Below are 20142 nucleotides of genomic sequence, written 5' to 3'. Positions count from 1 at the left end.
CGATAGCGGTTGTTTATTTGCGGCAGCCGCCGCGCCTCAAAACTGAAGAGTACGACGCCGGGTGAGCGCCCGGCGTCGTACGCTTACCTTAAAGAACACATACGTTAAGGGGACGAAATGACCGAGAAGGTCAAGCTGCTTAGCCACGTCGAAGCGATCAACTGGAACCGCATCCAGGACGACAAGGACGTGGAGGTCTGGAACCGCCTGGTTAACAACTTCTGGCTGCCGGAGAAGGTCCCGCTGTCCAATGACGTCCAGTCCTGGCACACCCTGACGCCGGAGGAGCAGCAGCTCACCATGCGGGTATTCACGGGCCTGACCCTGCTGGACACCATCCAGGGCACGGTTGGCGCCGTTTCCTTGATCCCGGATGCGATCACCCCGCACGAAGAGGCCGTGTACACCAACATCGCCTTCATGGAGTCGGTACACGCAAAGTCGTATTCGTCGATTTTCTCCACCCTGTGCTCCACCAAGGAGATTGACGACGCCTTCCGCTGGTCCCTCGAAAACGAGAACCTGCAGAAGAAGGCGCAGATCGTCATGGACTACTACCAAGGCGACGATCCCCTCAAGCGCAAGGTCGCGTCCACGCTGCTGGAATCGTTCCTGTTCTACTCCGGGTTCTACCTTCCGATGTACTGGTCCTCCCGTGCCAAGCTCACGAACACGGCAGACCTCATCCGCTTGATCATCCGCGACGAAGCCGTGCACGGCTACTACATCGGCTACAAGTTCCAGAAGGGCCTCGAAAAGGTCTCCGAGGAGAAGCGCCAGGAAATCAAGGACTACACCTTCGAGCTGCTCTTCGAGCTGTACGAAAACGAGGTCCAGTACACGCACGACCTGTACGACGGCGTCGGCTTGGCCGAGGACGTCAAGAAGTTCCTGCACTACAACGCCAACAAGGCCCTCATGAACCTCGGCTACGAGGCCATGTTCCCGGCCTCCGTCACCGACGTAAACCCGGCCATCCTGTCGGCCCTGTCACCCAATGCCGATGAGAACCACGACTTCTTCTCGGGATCGGGGTCGAGCTATGTGATTGGCAAGGCGGTTAATACTGAGGATGAGGACTGGGAGTTCTAGTTCGGTCTGTGTGCGGCTACGCCGCCGCCTGACCAACCGTTTGTTGTGAGTTGCCAAGATAGTTGGCCATTTTGACAACTTAGTTGGCCAGTGGACAACCTACTCGGCCAATTGACAGGGTAGTTGGCCACTTTTGGGGGTTTTTGGGACAAATAGTTGGCCACTTCTCAGTTCGGCACGCTGTTCGACCAACCCCAGTCGGCTCGTAAAATGTGTTGCTGCCTCCGTCGCTCCTGCGCCGGAGGCAGCAACTCTTAACGACCACGATCAATTCCCGTGGATCTGTAGGCCCGCCTTCGGTCGCTCCGGAGGCCAGCTCAGATGCTCACGAAGCTGTGTTAAATCTCGAAAGATGAGGTGGTCATGAGCTCAAAGTCGTCAATCGACTGGAGGACGATCCTGGAGACGGACTTCAACTCGACTGCAGAGTCATTGATTGTTCGTGACCGAAACAGGGGAGGGCATGTTGCCCAGGCCATTGACGGACGCGGCGGCGACGGCGGGATCGACATCGATGTACGTGACGCAGCCAGTGGCGAATTGGTAGAGATTTTGCAGCTGAAGTGGTTCCGTGAAGGCTTCTCCAGTAACTACCGAAAACGTCGTGACCAGATTCGAAGCTCGTTCGAATCTGCAATGATGCTGAAGCCTCCGGTATGGACATTGGTGGTGCCGGCCAACGTTACGATTCCGGAGCGGCAAGTTGTTTCCGCTATGCGAGACGGTCGGCCCGTCAAGATTCGTTTCATCGGCGCGACCGAATTGAACTTGTTGCTTGCCGACTACCCGGAGGTGCATGACTGGGCCACCCGGGATGTTGCGATGAGTGCTCTCGCACTTGTCGGGCGTGAAGCTGCTGTCTTGAGCAGGCCTGGGGATTTGGCGGCCGAAGCCGCCAGGCTGGCCCAACGTGCAGATGGTTCCAGTGCTTACTGGGGACGAGGCATCACGTATAAATCGGGCAGGTACATCGAAACGCTTTATCCGAAAAGGCCGGACGCCTCGGAGCGGGAGCCCCTGTCTATAGTCTTGTCCACGGCATTCGGTCCGGATGACGCCGAGTTGCGGGCGAAGTACGAGGACACGCTCGCGTATGGGCCCGTCGAACCTTTGATATTGCCAAGCAACGTTGTGGAGGCGTTCACCACGGTGGGCCCGGAGTGGTTTGCAGAGACGAAGGGCCCGGGCGAAGTACATATTCACCCCGGTGCCCCGTCACTGATTCATGATGATCTCAAGCTGGTCAGCATGAACAAAGCCGGCCGGGCTTTGGCTACTCTTCGAGGAAAAGTCATTGCCGTAGCAGCAGGTGCAAAGGGCGAAGCCTTGGAGTGCCGATTCCCTGGGGGACTCCACCACGTTTGGCGCTTCCCCGACGACAGGAGGCAACCGGCCCACGTGACGATGCGCTGTGAACCACAGGGTTACTCCGCCCAAGAGGTGAAGAAAGCATTCTCCTTCCTCGACTCCCTATCCGCGGCGGAAACAGTGGAAATGAGTTCGAACGGGCACACCTCTTCCTTGAGCTGCCCCCAGTTCACACCCAGTTCGGCTCCCGGATCAGCAGTCCACGCACTGATCGATGACCTCGCATACTTGGAAGCCCAACTAAACATTGAGTTTGGGTTCCCGAATTCCCTGCCCCGGGCGCACGAGCGGATTTGGATCCGCGTGGTACGTCGGATGCTGGAGGGTCGAAGCGTCGCCGTACCGAACAGGAAGAAGCTCGAGGTGACGTTGGATGGCGGCCTCGACGACGGGACCAAGGCGCTGCTGGGTGAACGCGGTAGCCACCTGATCTACACCGAGTTGGACTGGAGTGTCACACTACTTGGCGAGAAGATCCTCCTCGATGACATGCGGATATACCATCCACGTCTGATCGCCGATGATGCCCGCGAACACCTCCAAGCAGTCAAAGACGGCGTAGGGGCAGGGAGGCAGGTCACTTTGCGACCTGCCAACGGGCAGCCGTTTGTGATCTTCAGCCCGTCGCGAATGAAGCCGAACGACACGATCGTGGCAGAGGCGTGGGGTATCGAAGGTATCGCGGAGCCTGCTGGGCTCGAGGCCATGGCCTCGACGCCTGCCGAGATCCCGGAGGTCGACACGTGAGTGCAGTTGATTGGGGAAGCGCTGCCCGGTGCGGACATTTCTTGATCGAACCTGCCGGGACTGCTGGTCCTCATTTCAGAGGGGAGGCAGAGCCTCAATACTCACTACCGGTGAGGTTGTCCGCAGGGTCGGGACGTGATCGTCGCGGATTTGTATCCAACATTGAGCTGGTGTTCCGATAGCGCAAGTTTCAAGCATTAGGAGTTCAAGGACCTCGGCATCACGGCGCAACTGCGACGGTGCCACGTCCTGAAACTCTGGAATTGGCGCGTTAGCGGATCCGTGCCGTTCCATGGTTCTCGCTGTCAGGTCGAGAACGTACTGGCTGCCCGTGGCGGTGCTCACCAGGAAGCGGCCTGAGTCGTCATTGCTCAGCTCCTGAGTCATGCTGTGAGCCTAGCGGCAGTCGACGCGCAAGCCCGGATCGGAGCAAGCAGATTTCGATATGGAGACTGCCGGCGGCAATCCCCTGATTTTCGACGGTATCCATCGGGTGCGAGAGTCACCGGCCTTGGTGCCCCCTGTCCTGTCTGGCTCCCCGCTCCGAATAAACTTAGGTGGTTCTGCCCGGATGGCTGAACGGTAGGGGACGAGGAGTACATGAACGCTGACAGCGAGTACACAAGTTTGGACGATGATGGACTTGTTGTGACCTTGGTGAACATGCTCGCGGCCGGATCCAAGCAATCGGCGCGGAAGATCGTGGCCATCCGTTCCGAGGACGCCCCTCCAGTTTCAGCCTCGGTATCCGGGATGCCCGAATCTTGGGAGCATCAGGTTGTTACTCCGGCAGCCATGCCAGCGATCGCGCAAGGGTTCTTAAACGAGCGACGTCCCGTACTGATGGTTCCACCTTGGGGTCGCCCACGCGAGTCCAAACCAAGGAAGATCGTCATACGAAACGGGGCACCCGTGCACGCCCGTCCTCGAGTCGTGGATGAAGAAATTACGCTTGCGGTTTCCGCCCCCGACGCCGACGTGCAGTTATTTGTGTTGTTGCCGCTGTCGGCGGTAGGGAACGAACGATCCCGGCCCTTTCGTACCGAGCTTATGGCTAAATGGAGCGTCACCGACGTCATTGTGCTGCAGGGTGTAACCCCCGGGGTCCATGCCCGATTCGAATGCGTCCTCCTCGGGCTCAGGCCAGTTGCCTACGCCGACCAGACCACGCGGTTCTTCGAGCCTGGCCGCCCGGAGGAAGCCGACGCGCCCAGGGTGATCGCCGACTTCGCCCGCTTGCAGCGTATGAAGGGCGGCCAGACAGAGTTTGGCTACGTTCTCAGAGGAGGTCTTGAAGCAGGGGACAGTTTGGTCCATGGACTACGGGACCCTAAGCTGCAGGCCAAGAGAAATGACCTCGCCAACTTCGGCAGGACTGTCGCCCTGAAGGACCTGTTCGAGATCCGTAGAACGAGGCTACGAGATGAGGACTATTGTTCGGCAGATAGTCCACGGGCAGCACGAATCATTTCGCGACGCGACATCGCTGGAGTTCCGTCTATTGGCGGACCCGGTGAAGCATCATGGGCAGCGGTCGACCAGCGAGATCTGCTCGTCGCAGGGGACTTTCTCACGCCCGCAAGGCCGCCGCTTTCCGACCGGCAGGGTTTCACAGTGGTGACCCACACTGCTGACGGTAGCCCGGCCGTTGCTGGCCCGACGATTATCGTGCTTAGGCCGCGTGACTCTGTTCCGGTGGAACACATCGACTTCGCCGTCGCCTACCTTCGATCCCCGGCGGCGAGGCGTTTGTACGTCAAGCTCAACCGGGACTTCTGGCTTGGCAGGGACTTCGACCAGATGGTTGTCCCCGTCGCAGATGAGGAGATCTTGACCGCCATGCGGAACCTTCGGGATGCGCAGCGCAATTTCCTGGAGTGGTCCGACGAAGCCGCTACCGTCATTGACTCAATCTTTGAGTATCCTTCCGTCGAAGAAGCCCGGCCGCGCATCATCGAAGCAGGACGCAACGTGCGTTGGCGGAGCCGCGAAGCCCGTTCCCTCGATGATCCTGACTTCGCGGTCAGACGCGCGTTCCCTTATCCGGTAGCGCACAGGTGGAGGATCATGGAAGCGGCGCTGTCAGGAGCGGCAACGCCCCACGAAGGGTACGCATCGATCCTGGACGCAACGGAATCGTTGCTGGCTTTTCTTGCCCAAGTGACCCTGGTGCTTGCCCAGGCAGCCAACATTGAGATGAACGCAAAGGAAGCAATCCAGCGCAAACTCCGGGGCGGCTCCGGTCCAGGCTTGGGTGACTGGGCAACAGTACTCCAAGAGACGACTGCGAAGCATTTTGCTAACGCGCAGGGCGCTCTCGCAGACATCCGCGGCATGTTCCGGATACCAGAAGTTGACGACGCCCGTGCGAGGCTCAGCGCCCGAAGGAATGATGAAGCGCACAACAGGCGAGTCGACGCTGTCGACGTGGAGGGCGCTACCCTGACCGCTCTGAACGACCTCCGCACGCTGACGCGGGAGGCAAGGTTCTTGGTGGACATGCCGCTCCGATACGTGACGGACACGTCATGGGATTCCTTTGCCCGCAAGGCGACAGTGACGTTCCGGGAAATGGTCGGCGATCATTGGGTCGTTAAGTCCCAGACGACATTTGAGTCTTCCAACGAGATCGAAAGCGGCAGTCTCTACGTCGTTGACCCAGATGGCCACTGGCACCTGCTGCGACCGTACCTTGTCGTAAGGCACTGTCCACAGTGCCGCACCATCTCTACCTTCCATGTGGACGCGGTGACAAAGAACCATGAGGTGCAATTCAAGAGCCTGGAGAACGGACACACGCTCCTCGAAGACCGCGAGTTCGAGACACTGGTCCGGGTCGGCATCTACTGAAGGCCGTGGCCGCCGTTCCTAGTTTGTAATGCGGAACAGAAGTACAGACCAAGGAGCCACGAGTTACCGTGGCTCCTTGTGCTGTTGCGTGGTTGCAGCCACGACAACTCCTCGTAACAGGATGTCGGCCCGGAGCTGAAACCGTGGGCAGTGCCGGGTTCGACCCGGCAAGAGTAGGTCCTCCGATCCGTCGAGTCAACGATTCGCGTTGACTCACAAAAAACCTCCGCATAGTCGGATACGTTGCCTCATGGGAAAGGTCCGGGAATGTTTGGCGCGGACATCCTTGAGGGATGGGATTGACGATGGGCGAACGCAAGGCTGTCACGAAGCACCTCGCCGAGTCCTACCGGGCCGGTGACCGGGCCAGGAAGGGGCGGATCCTTGGACAAGCTGGTGGAGCTGACTAGCTGGTACCGGGATAATGCCCGGGCGGTGTTGCGGCATGCGCTTGACCCGCCGCGGCCGCGGCCGGTCCGGCCGGGACGTGCCCCGGTGTACGGGGCAGACCTGCAGGACGGACTCGTGTTGTGCTGGGCGGTGCTGCGGGCCCCGGCGGGGAAGCTGCTGGCGCTTATGCAGATCCCGATCCGCACCTGGGCCCAGTGGGACGACGCCACCCCCGGGTTTGTGGAGACCGACCTGGTCGGGCACGAGGGCTCGAACAGTTCGGGCCAGTTCTGCTTCACGCTCACGGTCACGGACATCGCGACCGGCTGGACCGTGAACCGGTCCGTGCCGAACAAGGCGCAGAAGCACGTCTTCGCGGCCCTGCAGCACGTCCTCGCCGGCTTCCCGTTTCCCGTCATCGGCATCGATTCGGATAACGGCAGCGAGTTCATCGACAACGAGCTCTTCGAGTTCTGCCTCCAGCACCGCATCACCTTCACCCGGTCCCGTCCGAGCGACAAGAACGACGGCGCCAACGTCGAGCAGAAGAACTGGCCCCGGGTCCGTGAGCTGGTCGGTACCTGCGCTATGACACCCGGGGAACTGGAGCTGCTCAACGAGATCTGGGAGCTGGACCGGATCTTCACCAACTATCTGTTGCCCCAGCGAAAACTCATCGCCAAGGTCCGCCACGCAGCCAAGGTCCGCCACGCAGCCAAGGTCAGCAAAACCCATGACCGGGCTGCAACCCCGCACCGGCGCGCTGCAGCCGACCCGGCCCTGGCACGGATGCCCGTGATCCGGATGAACGCCCAATACAAGAAGATCAGGCCGGCCGCCCTCTCACGGCAGATCCTTGCCCTCACCGGCCGGATTGAAGCCGTCACCACCGCCAAACAGGCCGCCCCGGTCAAACCCGCCGTAAACGAACGGTGGAACCACTACGGCAGCCGGAGGATTTCATCTGAGGCAACGACTCCACGTTCCCGGAGGTACATGATGCCTGGTCGGTCTGGATGTCAGAGACCGATCCTGCCCATAGTGCCTTGATACCGTTCGACGAGCTGGACACCGCCAAGAGGGAAGAAGATCGCCCGTACGCCGAAGCGATACGTCGGGCCGCGTCGGCCGCAAGTAGGTCTTAATATCGGTTGTAGGCAACGTTGCGAGGGTGGCTACCTTTCAGAGCGGTGGGGAATGGCTGATGGTTCGCCGGTTCATGGGGCATGGTGCGTTGAACCACCACACGTGAACGCGTTGGCCGGGCTGGTGGATCCGACCCACTAAACTCGAACGGTGATAACCGGCGAAATCAAATCTCAGGTAGACAAGGTCTGGAACGCGTTCTGGACCGGCGGCATCTCCAACCCTCTGGAAGTGATCGAACAGATCACGTATTTGCTCTTCCTGAAGCGATTGGATGAGAACCAGACGCGGGCGGAGAACAAAGCCAACCGCACCGGCAAGCAGGTCGAAAACCCGGTCTTCCCCAGCGGTCTGGATGAGAAGGGCCGCTCGTACCAGGACTTTCGCTGGAGTAAGTTCAAGAACTTCTCCCGCGACGAGATGTACACCGTCTTCGCCGAGCATATCTTCCCGTTCCTGCGCACCGGTTTGATTCAGTTGGCTAGCGGCGAGGAGTCTTCGTACGCCCAGCACTTGAAGGACGCCCGCTTCACCATCCCCAACGCCGGGCTGCTGGAAAAGGTCGTCGACATCATCGATGAAATCCCCATGGACGAGCGCGACACCAAGGGCGACCTCTACGAATACATGCTCGGCAAGATCGCCTCCGCAGGCACTAACGGACAGTTCCGCACGCCCCGGCACATTATCGACCTGATGGTGAAGATGACAGCGCCACAGCCCCTGGAGGCCATCTGCGACCCGGCCGCCGGCACCGCCGGATTCCTGGTCCAAGCAGGGGAGTACCTTCGGCGGCAGAACCCGAACCTACTGACCACTCCGGAGCTGAGCCGGTTCTTCCACCACAACCAGTTCCACGGCTACGACTTCGACAGCACAATGTTGCGCATCGGCTCCATGAACATGCTCTTGCACGGGGTCGAAAACCCCGACGTCACCTACCGGGACTCGCTGGCCGACCTGCACGGCTCCGAGGAAGAAAAATACGACGTCATCCTCGCCAACCCCCCGTTCGCCGGCAGCCTGGACTACGAGAACGTCGCCAAGGACCTGCTCTCATTGGTCAAGACCAAAAAGACGGAGCTCCTCTTCCTAGCCCTGTTCCTAAGGCTGCTCAAGCCCGGTGGCAGGGCCGCGGTTATCGTTCCCGACGGCGTGATGTTCGGTTCCTCCACGGCGCACAAGGCGCTGCGGAAAATGCTGGTCGAGGACCACAAGCTCGACGGCGTGGTCAAACTCCCCTCCGGCGTCTTCAAACCCTATGCCGGAGTCTCCACAGCGATCGTGTTCTTCACCAAGACGAACTCCGGCGGCACCGACAACGTCTGGTTCTACGACGTGACTGCGGACGGCTTCAGCCTTGACGACAAGCGCACGCCGCTAGAAACCTCAGACCTTGACGACGTTCTGGCCCGCTGGCAGCAGCGGACGACGACGGAGACCGACCGGGCGCGCACCGAACAGTCCTTCGTCGTTCCCAAATCTGAAATTGCCGCAAACGGCTACGACCTGTCGCTGAATAGGTACAAAGAAGTTGAGCACGAAGAGATTGACCATAAGGAGCCGGTCGAGATCATTGCCGATCTGGAGAAGCTTGAGCAGGAAATCGTTCTGGGAATGGCCGAGCTGAAGGAGCTCGTCGGTGGTTGAGATGGTCAAGACTCGGACAGTGCGGCTGGAGGACGTAGCATATGTGAATCCGCGCCTGTCTGAGAAGATCGATCCTTCAACTTTTGTGTCGTTTGTCGGCATGGCGGGTTTGTCGGCTGAACTGGCTGTCACCGAAGCAGAAGACGCCAAGCCCTACAGTGAGGTCGCAAAGGGCTATACGGCTTTTCGGGACGGCGACTTACTGGTCGCCAAGATCACGCCGTGTTTTGAGAACGGGAAGATTGGCCAAGCGAGACTCAGCAACAACCTCGGATTTGGGTCGACGGAATTTCATGTGGTCCGACCGCATCCGGAGCTCGCTGACAGTCGATTCCTCTTGCATTTCCTCCGATCTCCGCAGTTCCGCGCGGCGGGTGAAGCGCGAATGACTGGAAGCGGTGGCCAGCGGCGCGTTCCTGCTGATTACATCAAACAGGCACAGCTCTATCTGCCGTCCCTCGACGAGCAGCGGCGGATTGCGGCCATCCTGGATAAGGCCGACGAGCTGCGTACCAAACGCCGCCGGGCCCTCTCACAACTTGACACTCTCAACCGGTCAATTTTTCACTCCATGTTTGGTGATGCTGGCCGCAATCCACATGGGTTCCCAAAGCAAGAGCTAGTGGAACTTTGCGCCGCGCGGGATGATATTCGTTGTGGGCCGTTTGGAACTCAACTTAACAAGGACGAATTCAGGTCCAGTGGGGTGCCACTGTGGGGGATCAAGAATGTCAACAGGTCTTTCGAGTTGCCCACGCACGAGTTTTTGGAGGCTGCAACAGCGGAACGCCTCGATTCGTATTCCATTCTCCCTGGTGACATCGTGATGACACGCAAGGGAACGGTGGGCAATTGCTCTGTATACCCGACAGACTTTCCCCGAGGGATTATGCACTCTGACCTACTCCGGCTCCGGCTCAATCCAAACACCGCCAATGTGCGTTTTATCTCTGATCAGCTTCATTCAAGTCGAGACGTTGCTCATCAGGTGTCGTTGATCAGTGGCGGTGCGATCATGGCGGGAATCAACGTCTCAAAACTCAAAATTATCAAGGTGTTGGCACCTCCACTTGCCCGCCAAAATGAATATGCCGCACGGGCTATTGCTGTCGACGGAGTCAGAGGCCGCTATCGAGCTCAACTGGCCGAGCTAGATGCCCTGTTCGCCGCCCTGCAGAATCGGGCCTTCCGGGGGGAACTCTGATGAGCGAGGTCACCTCAGCCACGACGGACTCCGAGGTCCCGATTTGGCCGCTCTTTGTGGCTCATGTGCTTCGGGTACTGTCTCCAGGCGAAACGCTGAGTCGCAGGGACGTTGTCTCACGCGTCATTGAGGCTGCAGATCTTTCTGAATCAGCGAGGGCCGAGACACTGGATTCGGGAGGTCGCCGGTCCGAGCATCGGATCGGCTGGGCACTCAGCCACTTGTCGAAGGCCGGATGGGTTGAACGCCCGTCCCGTGCCAACTATCGCATCACTGAGGTTGGGATGCAGTGGCTGGGAGAGCATCCCGAGGGTATCCGGGACTTTTCATCTGCGCACGCGGCTTTTGCACAATTCTGGCCCAAGCCGGCGAATGGCAAGGCTGTCGTGTCCGGTATAGATGAGGCCTTGGCGGTTGAGGTTGACCCAATTGAGCAGATCGAATCGGGCATCAGCCGGATCCACTCGGATGTTGGAGATGCACTCCTGACGAGACTCCGAGAGAGTCACCCCGATTTCTTTGAACAGGCCGTCGTCGACCTGCTGCTCAAAATGGGGTACGGGGGAGCCGAGCAGCGTGGGAAGCGTATCGGGGGAAGCAACGACGGCGGCGTCGACGGGGTAATTGACCAGGACGCGCTGGGTCTGGACCGCATCTACGTGCAGGCCAAGAGGTACGCCCACGGCAATACTGTAGGGCGTGAAGCCATTCAGGCTTTCGTGGGTGCATTGCATGGTGTCGGCGCGTCCCGCGGCGTTTTCATTACCACCAGCGCTTTCTCTTCCGGCGCGCGGGATTACGTGAATGCGGTGCCGTCGCGGCTCATTCTGATCGACGATGTCCGACTTGTCGGGCTAATGATCAAGTATCGAGTGGGAGTCCAGGTGAAGCAGAGCTACGACGTTGTCGAGCTCGACGAGGACTTCTTCGAGTAGCCGCAGCCGATGGAACTACTGTCGCTTTGCTGCGTGCTTGAGTTGAAAGCGGTGTTGCCCGCCCACACGTCGGGCAGCATCATCTAGGCTCCTGGGAGAAGACTAAAAAGGAGGAGTGGCATTGGGGGATGTGAATAGCAACTTTGCTGTACTGCAGGCGGAGTGGCCGGGTATTGCAAAGGAAGCGCGGTTGGCCGAGCTGTACGCGCGTAAAGACCCTCGGTCTTCGCTTCTTTATGCGCGTCGGTCCGTTGAAGCGCTGCTGGCTTGGCTTTACGAAGCTGACGGCTCTCTCACGCTGCCCTACAAAGGCGACCTCAACGCCCTGATGTCGGAACCGACGTTCAAGCGGCTCGCGGGCGAGACGATCGTCAGCAAGTTCCACCTCATCCGCAGAGTGGCGAACAGTGCCATCCACACCAACGCTGCCATCACGGTTCAGCATTCTGAGCAGACCATTCGGGAGCTTTTCCACGTCTGCATCTGGCTGGCGCTTCGCTACACCCGGGATCCCACCCACCGCCCAACCTCTACGGTCGCGTTCAACGGACAGTTCCTCAGCCCGACGCCGAAGCCGGGCGTTCCGGCGCCCGCCGAGAAGCCCCGCACCGCGGACCAGACGGCCAAACTGGCCGAAGAACTGGCCACCAAGGATGCGGCACTGGCCGCGCAGAAGCAGGACAACAAGCAGCTTCAGGCACAGATTGAGACCCTGCGCGCGGAGATTGCCCGGGCGAAGGAAGAGAACAAGAAGCTCCCCGACAGCCACAATTACACCGAGGTCGAGACCCGGGTCTACATCGACCTGTACCTGGGCGAGGCCGGTTGGGCGCTGGACAAGCCGGAGAACCGCGAGTTCGAAGTCCACCACATGCCTACCCACGCCGGCCCCACCACCGGAACGGGGTTCGTGGACTACGTCCTGTGGGGATCCGACGGCAAGCCGCTCGCCGTCGTCGAAGCCAAAAGGTCGGCCAAGTCACCCTACGACGGGCATCAGCAGGCTCGGCTATATGCCGACGCGCTGGAGACGGAGAAGGGCCAGCGCCCAGTTATCTACTACAGCAACGGCTACGAGCACTGGATCTGGGACGACGCCTCCGGCTATCCTCCCCGCCCTGTCCAGGGCTTCCACACACGGGACCAGCTCCAGCTCATGGTGGACCGCCGCACGACCCGCAAACCCCTGGCGACGGCGCCCATCAATACCGAGATCGCGGGTCGCAGCTACCAGCAGGCCGCCATCCGGGCCGTCACCGATGCCCTGGAAGCCGATAAGGAGCGCAAGGCGCTGCTCGTCATGGCGACCGGCTCTGGTAAGACGCGCACCGTCGTCGCGCTCTCCAGCCTGTTGATGCAGGCGAACTGGGCCAAACGCGTACTGTTCCTGGCCGACCGTGTCGCCCTGGTGGACCAGGCAGCCCGCGCCTTCAAAACCAATCTCCCCGGCTCGTCTCCAGTGGTGCTGGGCCGCGATGTGGAGGCGGACAGCCGCATCCACATCGCCACGTATCCGACGATGATGAACCTAATCAACGAGCGGACCGAGGACGGCACGGTCCTGAAGCAACGGTTCGGGATCGGCCACTACGACCTGATCATCATCGATGAGGCCCACCGCTCCGTGTACCAGAAGTACCGAGCCATTTTCGAGTACTTTGATGCGTATCTGGTGGGTCTGACCGCCACCCCGCAGTCCGAACTGGACCGCAACACCTACTCCCTGTTCGACATCGAGGACCACGTGCCCACGTTCGCCTACGAGCTGACGCAGGCCATCTCTGACGGCTACCTCGTACCGCCCCGGGCCGTGTCCATTCCGCTGAAGTTCCCGGTCGAGGGAATCCGCTACGAGGAACTCTCGGAGGAGGAAAAGGAGGAGTGGGACTCCGCCGAATGGGATGAGGACGGGGAGATCCCCGACGCCGTGGATCCGGCCATCCTGAACACCTGGCTGTTCAACGCCAACACCTTGGATAAGGCACTCGAGGTGCTGATGACGCGCGGGCACAAGGTCGCTGGGGGAGACCGGCTCGGGAAGACGATCATTTTCGCCAAGAACCAGAAGCATGCCGAATTCATCGCTGAGCGGTTCAACACCAACTACCCTCAGTACGGGGGCACCTTCGCGAAGGTCATCACGCACAGCGTCAACTACGTCTCCACCCTGATCGACGCCTTCGCCCGCACCGAGGACAGTCCACACATTGCAGTGTCCGTGGACATGCTGGACACCGGCATTGACGTGCCCGAAGTGGTCAACCTGCTCTTCTTCAAGGTGGTGCGCTCCAAGACAAAGTTCTGGCAGATGGTGGGCAGGGGTACCCGGCTCAGGCCGGAGCTGTACGGACCTGGCGAGGACAAGCAGGATTTCTTCATCTTCGATGTCTGCCAGAACATTGAATACTTCAACGCCGAACTGCCCGGTTCCGAGGGCTCCCTGGGACAGTCCCTGGCGCACCGCAGCTTCGCCGTCCGGACACAACTGCTGGCCGAAGCCCGCACTGCCGGGCTCGACGGCGACTTCGTGCCGGCACTTCAATCCGGCCTGGTAGGGCAAGTAGCAGGGCTGCCCCGGGAGAACTTCCTGGTACGCCCGCAGTTGGAGTGGGTGGAGAAGTTCTCGAAGCCCGCTTCGTGGGGCACCCTTGGCACGCAGGATCTGACTGACCTGCAGACCAAGCTGGCCCCCTTGGCGACGCTGGCCTCCGCCGCCGATACGGAGGAAGCCAAACGCTTCGACCTGCTGATGTACCAGGCGCAGTTGGCTTCGCTGACCTCTGCGGCCGCCGTCGAGCCGTACCGCAAGAAGATTGTCGAGATTGCGTCAGCCCTGCAGGACCAGCCGAACATCCCCGCTATCGCGGCCCAGATGCTCCTGATCCAGTCGATTCTGGAGGGAGGGGAGTGGGGCCAGGTCTCGCCGCAGTGGCTTGAGTTGATTCGTGTGCGGCTCCGGGGGCTGGTCCACTTGATCGAGAAGAAGCGCCGCAAGGTGGTTTACACGAACTTCGAAGACACGCTCGGCGAGATCGTGGAAGGTGAGCTGAAGGGGACCGTGACCGGATCGGTAGATCTGGCCCGGTACCGCGAGAAGGCCCGGATGTACCTGCAGGGGTTCCTGGACCACATGGCAATCCATCGCCTACGCCGCGGGCTGCCCCTGACCGAGACCGATCTGGCTGAACTTCAGCGCATGCTGATCGAGAGCGGAGCGGGCTCACCCGAGGAACTTGAAGCGGCCACCACACAAGCTGAGGGTCTTGGGCTGTTCGTCAGGTCTCTGGTGGGCATGGATCGACAAGCGGCGTTGGATTCCTTGTCTGAGTTCGTGGAGGACAAGACTCTCAATGCGAATCAGCTGCATTTCGTTGACATGATCGTCCAGCAACTCACCGAGAACGGCGTCGTGGACATCGGCGCGCTGTACGAGTCTCCATACAGCGACGCTGCCCCTGCTGGGCCGGAGAGCTTGTTCCCGGAAGAGGATGTGGATCTGCTGGCCGAGGCGCTGAACCGGGTGCGCGTTTCGGCTATGGCGGGGTAACGGCGCCTTGCTCAAGCCTGAAGCAGTTTGATTGGGAAGGAAGTTTCTGTGGAAGCTGTGCCGGGACTTGCCATGTCCATGGTCGGGAAGCTGCTTGAGGAAGTCTCGTGGGAACACGCCACCAGTTACCGTCAAGGCGGCCGGGGACGCGAGAACGTACTGAGCGCAGAAGTGATGATGGCCCTGGACTTACTTCCTCGCGATCGCTTCCTCGGTGCCGCAATTCGTGCCGCCAGGGGTGCCGAACGCGCTAGGAATGTCCTGATCAGTGAGATCGAAGAGGCCGAACTTCGTTTCCTGCCCGGGGATATGACGCTCACCCCGAGCCGGGCAGGAAATGACCAGCTGGTGGTGCAGCCAGACGCTGTCATTACGTCTCCGAGCTCTTTTGTCCTCGTTGAGGCCAAGCGCGTTAGAGCAAGTTCATTCCAGCCGGAGCAGCTGGCAAGGGAATATGTGGCAACGTTGGCGCATGCCGGAACTCGTATTCCTTTGATTTTGCTGCTTGGTGCAGAGCCTCCGGTTCTGGTTCGAGGCCGAGGCCGGATGAGCCTCGAACAGGCCATCTCGTCGGAACTTGAGTCCGTTCTGTTTCGCGCCAAGAACGAGCAGCTAATGATGGACCGGATGGTTGATCAGATTCCCGAAGCATTCTGCTGGATCACCTGGGCGGAACTATCTGCCGTGATTGCCAGTCAGGCTGCGGGCTTCTGGACGACGGACCCATCTGTCGACGCCTCTGTCCAGCGCCTCGCGAAATCCATAAGTTCGTCGATTGCGTGGCACGCGTAGGTCGCCTCAGGATACGAAAGACAATTCCTCTCCTATGGCAAAACTCTGCGGAATGGAAAAGCCGGACGTTCGAACGCCGAGGCCCGGATCTTTCCTAAGGCGGGGGGGCAGGCGAACGCTGCTACTGTGGCGAACGCGGTTTCCCAGCGTGCCGCAGGAATTCACCGTCGGCCGCTAATACACTTGGTTGGCAATGGCATGCGAGTTTGCTTTTGCAACTCGGCTCGTGTCCACGACCGCCGGGCTAACGGCGGTCAACGAGGAGAACTGTGCAAGAGCTTGGGCTTGACGTAGGGGCTGTCAAGGCCATGTTCGTGGCGGTTCAGGAAACCCCGTATCTGCTGCTAGAAGTCCCCGCAGAGCATGCCGCGCAGCTGGCGGAGCAGCTCAACGTTCCGGTTCGCCGCTATTACGTGTCCGATGCAGCTCTGCAAGAGAGTCACAAACGAACTGGGCTCCTACAGACGGACCTATTGCGCGCAAAGCTGCCAGACAGAGGCTCCGTCATGTCCGGTGACTTTGGAGAAATCCTTACCGCTATCTTCCAGGCAACCACCGAGTACCCGGTCGAGGTAATCGATCCGAAGAAGTGGCGCCTCAAGCAGGATCGCACCAAGCCCGCGCCTCATTCCGACGTCGTGCAGTTCATCTTGCCGGCGTGGCCGGAAGCAACGACGCAGGATCGTATTCTCTGTGCAGAGGTTAAGACGAAGGCGACAAACGGAAGTTCCACGCCAGTTGTGTCGGCTATCGCTGATTCGAGGAAGGACCGAGATGGGCGCCTGATCAAGACGCTGACGTGGCTGCGTGAGCGCGCGCTATACGAAGACCTCGGTACGACAAGCATCGAACAAATCAATCGGTTCATCAATGCAATCGACCACCCCGTGGCCACGCATGATTACAGGGCGGTTGCTGTCATTTGCTCCAGTCTGGTCGTAGCCGAAACTGCCGAGGTCAAGCCGCCCGGGGCAGATGAGTGTGCGTTGATAGTCATATCCGTCCCCGACTTGAAGCTCAACTACGAGGCCGTCTTTGATGCCGTCCTTTCAAGTGCGGGCGTTGTGGGAGTCGATGAATGAGAGAGTCACTTCGCAGGTGGGTCGCTGACATAGAGACGCGCTACAGCATCGAGGATTTCGCGCTGGAATCCCATCTCAGGCAACTCAACTACCTTGACGGCCGGTCGACCGATCTTTACTTCTCGCTCGTGGGAGAACTTTTCGATCGAGTACGTGACCGTTCTGAAGACCAACGCGGTTGGGCAACACTTGGGAACGCCCTGGCCTCTATTAGCCGCGATCTCCAAGGAGTCAGTCGATCGGACGCCCTGTTCTTCTCTGCGGCAGCCTTTTACAGCGGAGGATATTCTGCCTCTGCATACTTGACAATGCGACAGACCTCTCCGAATTCCTGGAACGATGAAGCACACCGGGCTTGTTATGACCTCCTGGCACGTCCGTCTGAGCCGGCCTCCAAAGTCGTACGAGATCTAATCTCGGCCGTTCGCGAAGGCACTCTGGAAAGCGTTGAGCGTGCCGTCGTGGACGCAGAGCGGAACGCCGAGGTTGCCTTGGTAACAGGGCCAGACGAATGGATCCCGCGGAGGCTTTTTGCCGCGCTGGTCCGGCAGTTCGGCACCGTGAATCTTAGATCAGCTCTCCCTGATGGTGGCTCGCAGCGTTGGACACCCTTGGTCCAATCGTTCTTGGATCGACGGCCGCCGGTTTGGGAATTCTTCCCCTCGCAGGTCGAAGCAATTGATGCGGGATTGCTGACAAGTACCGAGACATACTCGCTCCAAATGCCGACAGGTGCGGGTAAGACAGCGTTGACGGAGACTCTGCTGTTCAGCCACTTGACCACAGCCAGTCCCGACAGCAAAGCGGTGCTCTTGGTGCCGTATAGAGCTCTGGCGAGAGAGCTTAGGCATTCGCTCGGACGTCGACTTTCGCGTCTCGGGCTGCCAACAAAGACCATCTACGGCGGTACGGTTCCAAGTCTTGAAGAGAGCGAGGACCTCGAGAACGTCCGGGTCCTCATCGCGACTCCCGAGGCGTTGACCGGCCTGCTGGGGGCCCACCCGGAGATCCTTTCGCAGCTGTCCCTCATTGTCTGCGATGAAGGACACCTGCTAGACGGCGGGTCCCGAGGCATAGGCCTTGAACTTTTGCTGGCTAGGCTCAAAAGCAGGGTCCAGAGGCCGCGGATGGTCTTTGTCTCTGCGATCGTTCCCAACGTGGAAGAGATCAATACGTGGCTAGGTGGCTCCGACTCGACTGTCGTGCGGAGCGATTTCAAGCCAGCCGTGGCCGAGTACGCCGTCCTGCGCCCGGTCGGAGCCGGCACGACGTTGTCAGTCGGTCTCGAACTGCAAGAACTTTCAACGACTCTGCCCGCGCACACTTTGTCGGAATTCCTTCAGCGATCAGATTTCCAGTACGTGAAGCGCGAAACCGGTCGGCTCAACACCTACCCATACAGTTCCGCGAAGACGCAGGCGGTCGCAGCCGCTCGGAAGTCGCTCGCACTGGGTACCGTGGCAATATTCGCAGCGACGAAAACGGGCGATCAGGGCGTGTTGGCGCTTGCGAATGAGCTGATCAAGCAAATCGAATCAGACCTTCCTCTGCCTGCACCCGTGGAGTACGTCCGGGACCGATCCGAGGTAGATGGAGCGGCGGCGTACCTTGCTCAGGAGTTCGGCAGTGGTTGGACCGGCACCAAAGCACTGCTTGTGGGTTTGGTCGTACACCACGGTGATATTCCACAGGAGGCGCGGGAGGTTCTGGAAGAGCTAGTCTCCGCACGTCGTATACCGATGGTTATGTGCACGAGCACGTTGGCTGAGGGGGTGAACCTGCCCATCCGAACGCTAGTGCTGTATTCCGTGAGACGGGGGTCGGCATCTGGTCGGCCGGTCCCCATGCTCGCCCGCGACATCAAGAATCTTGTAGGGCGCGCTGGTCGCGCCGGGAACTCGACCAAGGGTCTCGTGATCTGTGCAAACCCGAACCAATGGGATGATGTCCTTCCGGTTGCCGCCGGACAGCCGGGTGAACGCGTTGAGGGTGCACTGATCGACCTCTTGAGGCGATTGCAGGCTGCGCTGACGCGTGAAGGGCTGGACCTCACAAACCAGATCCTTGAGGACGAACCTGAACTTTTCCCGCTGGTGGACGGAATTGATTCCACCCTTGTCGAACTGATCCATGGTGAGCTTGGCCAGGAGGAGTTTCTAGAGATCGCGGAGTCGCTCGCTTCATCGACGTTCGCCGCGCAACAGATCGACGATAGCGATAATCAATTGCTCCAGGGGGTGTTTACACTCCGTGCGAGCCGTGTCTACGAACTGCAGTCCTCAGGTCGCTTGTCATGGATCCGCGACACAGGAGCGAGACCCCGCATTCTCGACTCGGTGCTGAACGATCTCTATCCCACACTCGCTACGTGGGACTCCGTCGATTCGCCGCTAGATGAGCAGTTGCTTGACGCTGTACTTGGGTGGGTTTTCCATCAGGGTGACTTTCAACGAGAACTGGCTGCCGCGTATAGACGCGAGAAGATTCCTGATGCGGCTTCATTACGTGAACTCGTCACAGCCTGGCTGGACGGAAGGTCATTCGCGGAGATGGCCGAGGTGACCGGGCTCGATATCGACACGCTGCTTCGAGTACACGCGAAAGTCGTTATGCACGCGCTTGTGACGCTCGTGGAGCAGGGGGTTGCTCTGCTCCAACGGGTTTCGGCTGAATCTGGCGCCCCCGTGTCTGACTCTGTGGTTTCGCTGCCGGGCTACCTACGATTTGGAGTGTCCACTTCTTCGGCGCGTGCGCTCATGGCCGGTGGGCTGAGACACAGGCGATCCGCGGTGGCTCTTGGAAATCACGTCGAGATGTCGTCCGCGGCCAACATATTCGCTAGCCCTATGGATATTGCTCGCCAGCTTCTGCAGGATAGCGACGACTGGAACCGGAGGCTCGGCACATATGTGTACCAGCGAACGCTCCAAGACGTGACGGACGAGGGCCCGTCTCAGAGGTAGTGAATCCTGCCGGGAGTCCGTCTTGACAGCTCGCTGTTGGTGCACCTCGCGGTCTGATAGGCCTAGGTTACGAGGATGCACCTGAAGCGGAGTCAGAGTTCTGGAGCTATTGGTGCCTTTATAGCCTTTTATATCTTTTATAGCCTTTATACTTTTGCGGCCGTGGGATCGTACGGGGTCACCTGGTGGCTGAGCTGTTGGTGTCCGAGTGAAACGCTTGGGCGTCAGCGCCAAGGCTGGTTGCAGCCGGTCGCGACTTACGGTGGCTCGCCCTCATCCGTATCCAAGGCCCGACAGATCTTTGGGCCATTGATCGACTCCTTTCTGGTACGACTGTGCTCAGTGCACGTGGGTGCAATCCTGTGCCGTCACGGTT

The 20142-nt window shown here is 59.8% G+C and carries 11 protein-coding genes; all 11 read left to right on the top strand.

Features of this window, described 5'->3' with window-relative positions; translation table 11 throughout:
- Nucleotides 1-117: 117 nt before the first annotated feature.
- The 11 genes from nrdF (at nt 118) to ACFVTG_RS02570 (ending at nt 19766) form a co-directional block, all read left to right on the top strand.
- Complete coding sequence (gene nrdF, locus ACFVTG_RS02620; RefSeq protein ID WP_284754833.1) at nt 118-1092, top strand: class 1b ribonucleoside-diphosphate reductase subunit beta; 975 nt, start codon at nt 118-120, stop codon at nt 1090-1092.
- 432 nt (nt 1093-1524) lie between these two features.
- Nucleotides 1525-3207, top strand: a complete 1683-nt coding sequence (locus ACFVTG_RS02615) for a hypothetical protein (RefSeq protein ID WP_390277713.1) — start codon at nt 1525-1527, stop codon at nt 3205-3207.
- A gap of 1050 nt (nt 3208-4257) precedes the next feature.
- Nucleotides 4258-6057 carry a hypothetical protein gene (locus ACFVTG_RS02610; protein ID WP_390277711.1) on the top strand — a complete coding sequence of 600 codons (1800 nt, stop codon included), beginning with the start codon at nt 4258-4260 and terminating at the stop codon, nt 6055-6057.
- A gap of 384 nt (nt 6058-6441) precedes the next feature.
- The gene (locus tag ACFVTG_RS02605; protein WP_390277708.1) at nt 6442-7497 is read left to right on the top strand and encodes a transposase family protein; all 1056 of its coding nucleotides are present in this window, start codon (nt 6442-6444) and stop codon (nt 7495-7497) included.
- Nucleotides 7498-7743: 246 nt separating this feature from the next.
- Nucleotides 7744-9243 (top strand): N-6 DNA methylase, encoded by a 1500-nt coding sequence (locus ACFVTG_RS02600; protein ID WP_390277706.1) that lies wholly within the window; start codon nt 7744-7746, stop codon nt 9241-9243.
- Between the two features lies 1 nt (nt 9244).
- Complete coding sequence (locus ACFVTG_RS02595; RefSeq protein WP_390277944.1) at nt 9245-10447, top strand: restriction endonuclease subunit S; 1203 nt, start codon at nt 9245-9247, stop codon at nt 10445-10447.
- Nucleotides 10447-11382: a restriction endonuclease gene (locus tag ACFVTG_RS02590; RefSeq protein ID WP_390277704.1), complete on the top strand. Its 936-nt coding sequence runs from the start codon at nt 10447-10449 to the stop codon at nt 11380-11382. Before ACFVTG_RS02595 ends, ACFVTG_RS02590 begins: the two co-directional genes overlap by 1 nt.
- A 130-nt stretch (nt 11383-11512) precedes the next feature.
- Nucleotides 11513-14929, top strand: a complete 3417-nt coding sequence (locus ACFVTG_RS02585) for a DEAD/DEAH box helicase family protein (protein WP_390277702.1) — start codon at nt 11513-11515, stop codon at nt 14927-14929.
- Nucleotides 14930-14977: 48 nt separating this feature from the next.
- The gene (locus ACFVTG_RS02580; RefSeq protein ID WP_390277700.1) at nt 14978-15721 is read left to right on the top strand and encodes a hypothetical protein; all 744 of its coding nucleotides are present in this window, start codon (nt 14978-14980) and stop codon (nt 15719-15721) included.
- A 269-nt stretch (nt 15722-15990) separates the two neighbouring features.
- Nucleotides 15991-16803 carry a Hachiman antiphage defense system protein HamA gene (locus ACFVTG_RS02575; RefSeq protein WP_390277698.1) on the top strand — a complete coding sequence of 271 codons (813 nt, stop codon included), beginning with the start codon at nt 15991-15993 and terminating at the stop codon, nt 16801-16803.
- Nucleotides 16800-19766 carry a DEAD/DEAH box helicase gene (locus ACFVTG_RS02570; RefSeq protein WP_390277696.1) on the top strand — a complete coding sequence of 989 codons (2967 nt, stop codon included), beginning with the start codon at nt 16800-16802 and terminating at the stop codon, nt 19764-19766. Before ACFVTG_RS02575 ends, ACFVTG_RS02570 begins: the two co-directional genes overlap by 4 nt.
- Nucleotides 19767-20142: the final 376 nt, after the last annotated feature.

Source organism: Arthrobacter sp. NPDC058127 (assembly GCF_042884555.1).
Lineage (GTDB): Bacteria > Actinomycetota > Actinomycetes > Actinomycetales > Micrococcaceae > Arthrobacter.
This window is presented reverse-complemented; position numbering and strand designations above follow the sequence as displayed.

What these genes read in the sequence shown, in the direction of transcription:
- nrdF (WP_284754833.1), top strand. Translation starts at nt 118, where the DNA reads ATGACCGAGAAGGTCAAGCTGCTTAGCCACGTCGAAGCGATCAACTGG.
- ACFVTG_RS02610 (WP_390277711.1), top strand. Translation starts at nt 4,258, where the DNA reads ATGGCTAAATGGAGCGTCACCGACGTCATTGTGCTGCAGGGTGTAACC.
- ACFVTG_RS02595 (WP_390277944.1), top strand. Translation starts at nt 9,245, where the DNA reads ATGGTCAAGACTCGGACAGTGCGGCTGGAGGACGTAGCATATGTGAAT.
- ACFVTG_RS02590 (WP_390277704.1), top strand. Translation starts at nt 10,447, where the DNA reads ATGAGCGAGGTCACCTCAGCCACGACGGACTCCGAGGTCCCGATTTGG.
- ACFVTG_RS02570 (WP_390277696.1), top strand. Translation starts at nt 16,800, where the DNA reads ATGAGAGAGTCACTTCGCAGGTGGGTCGCTGACATAGAGACGCGCTAC.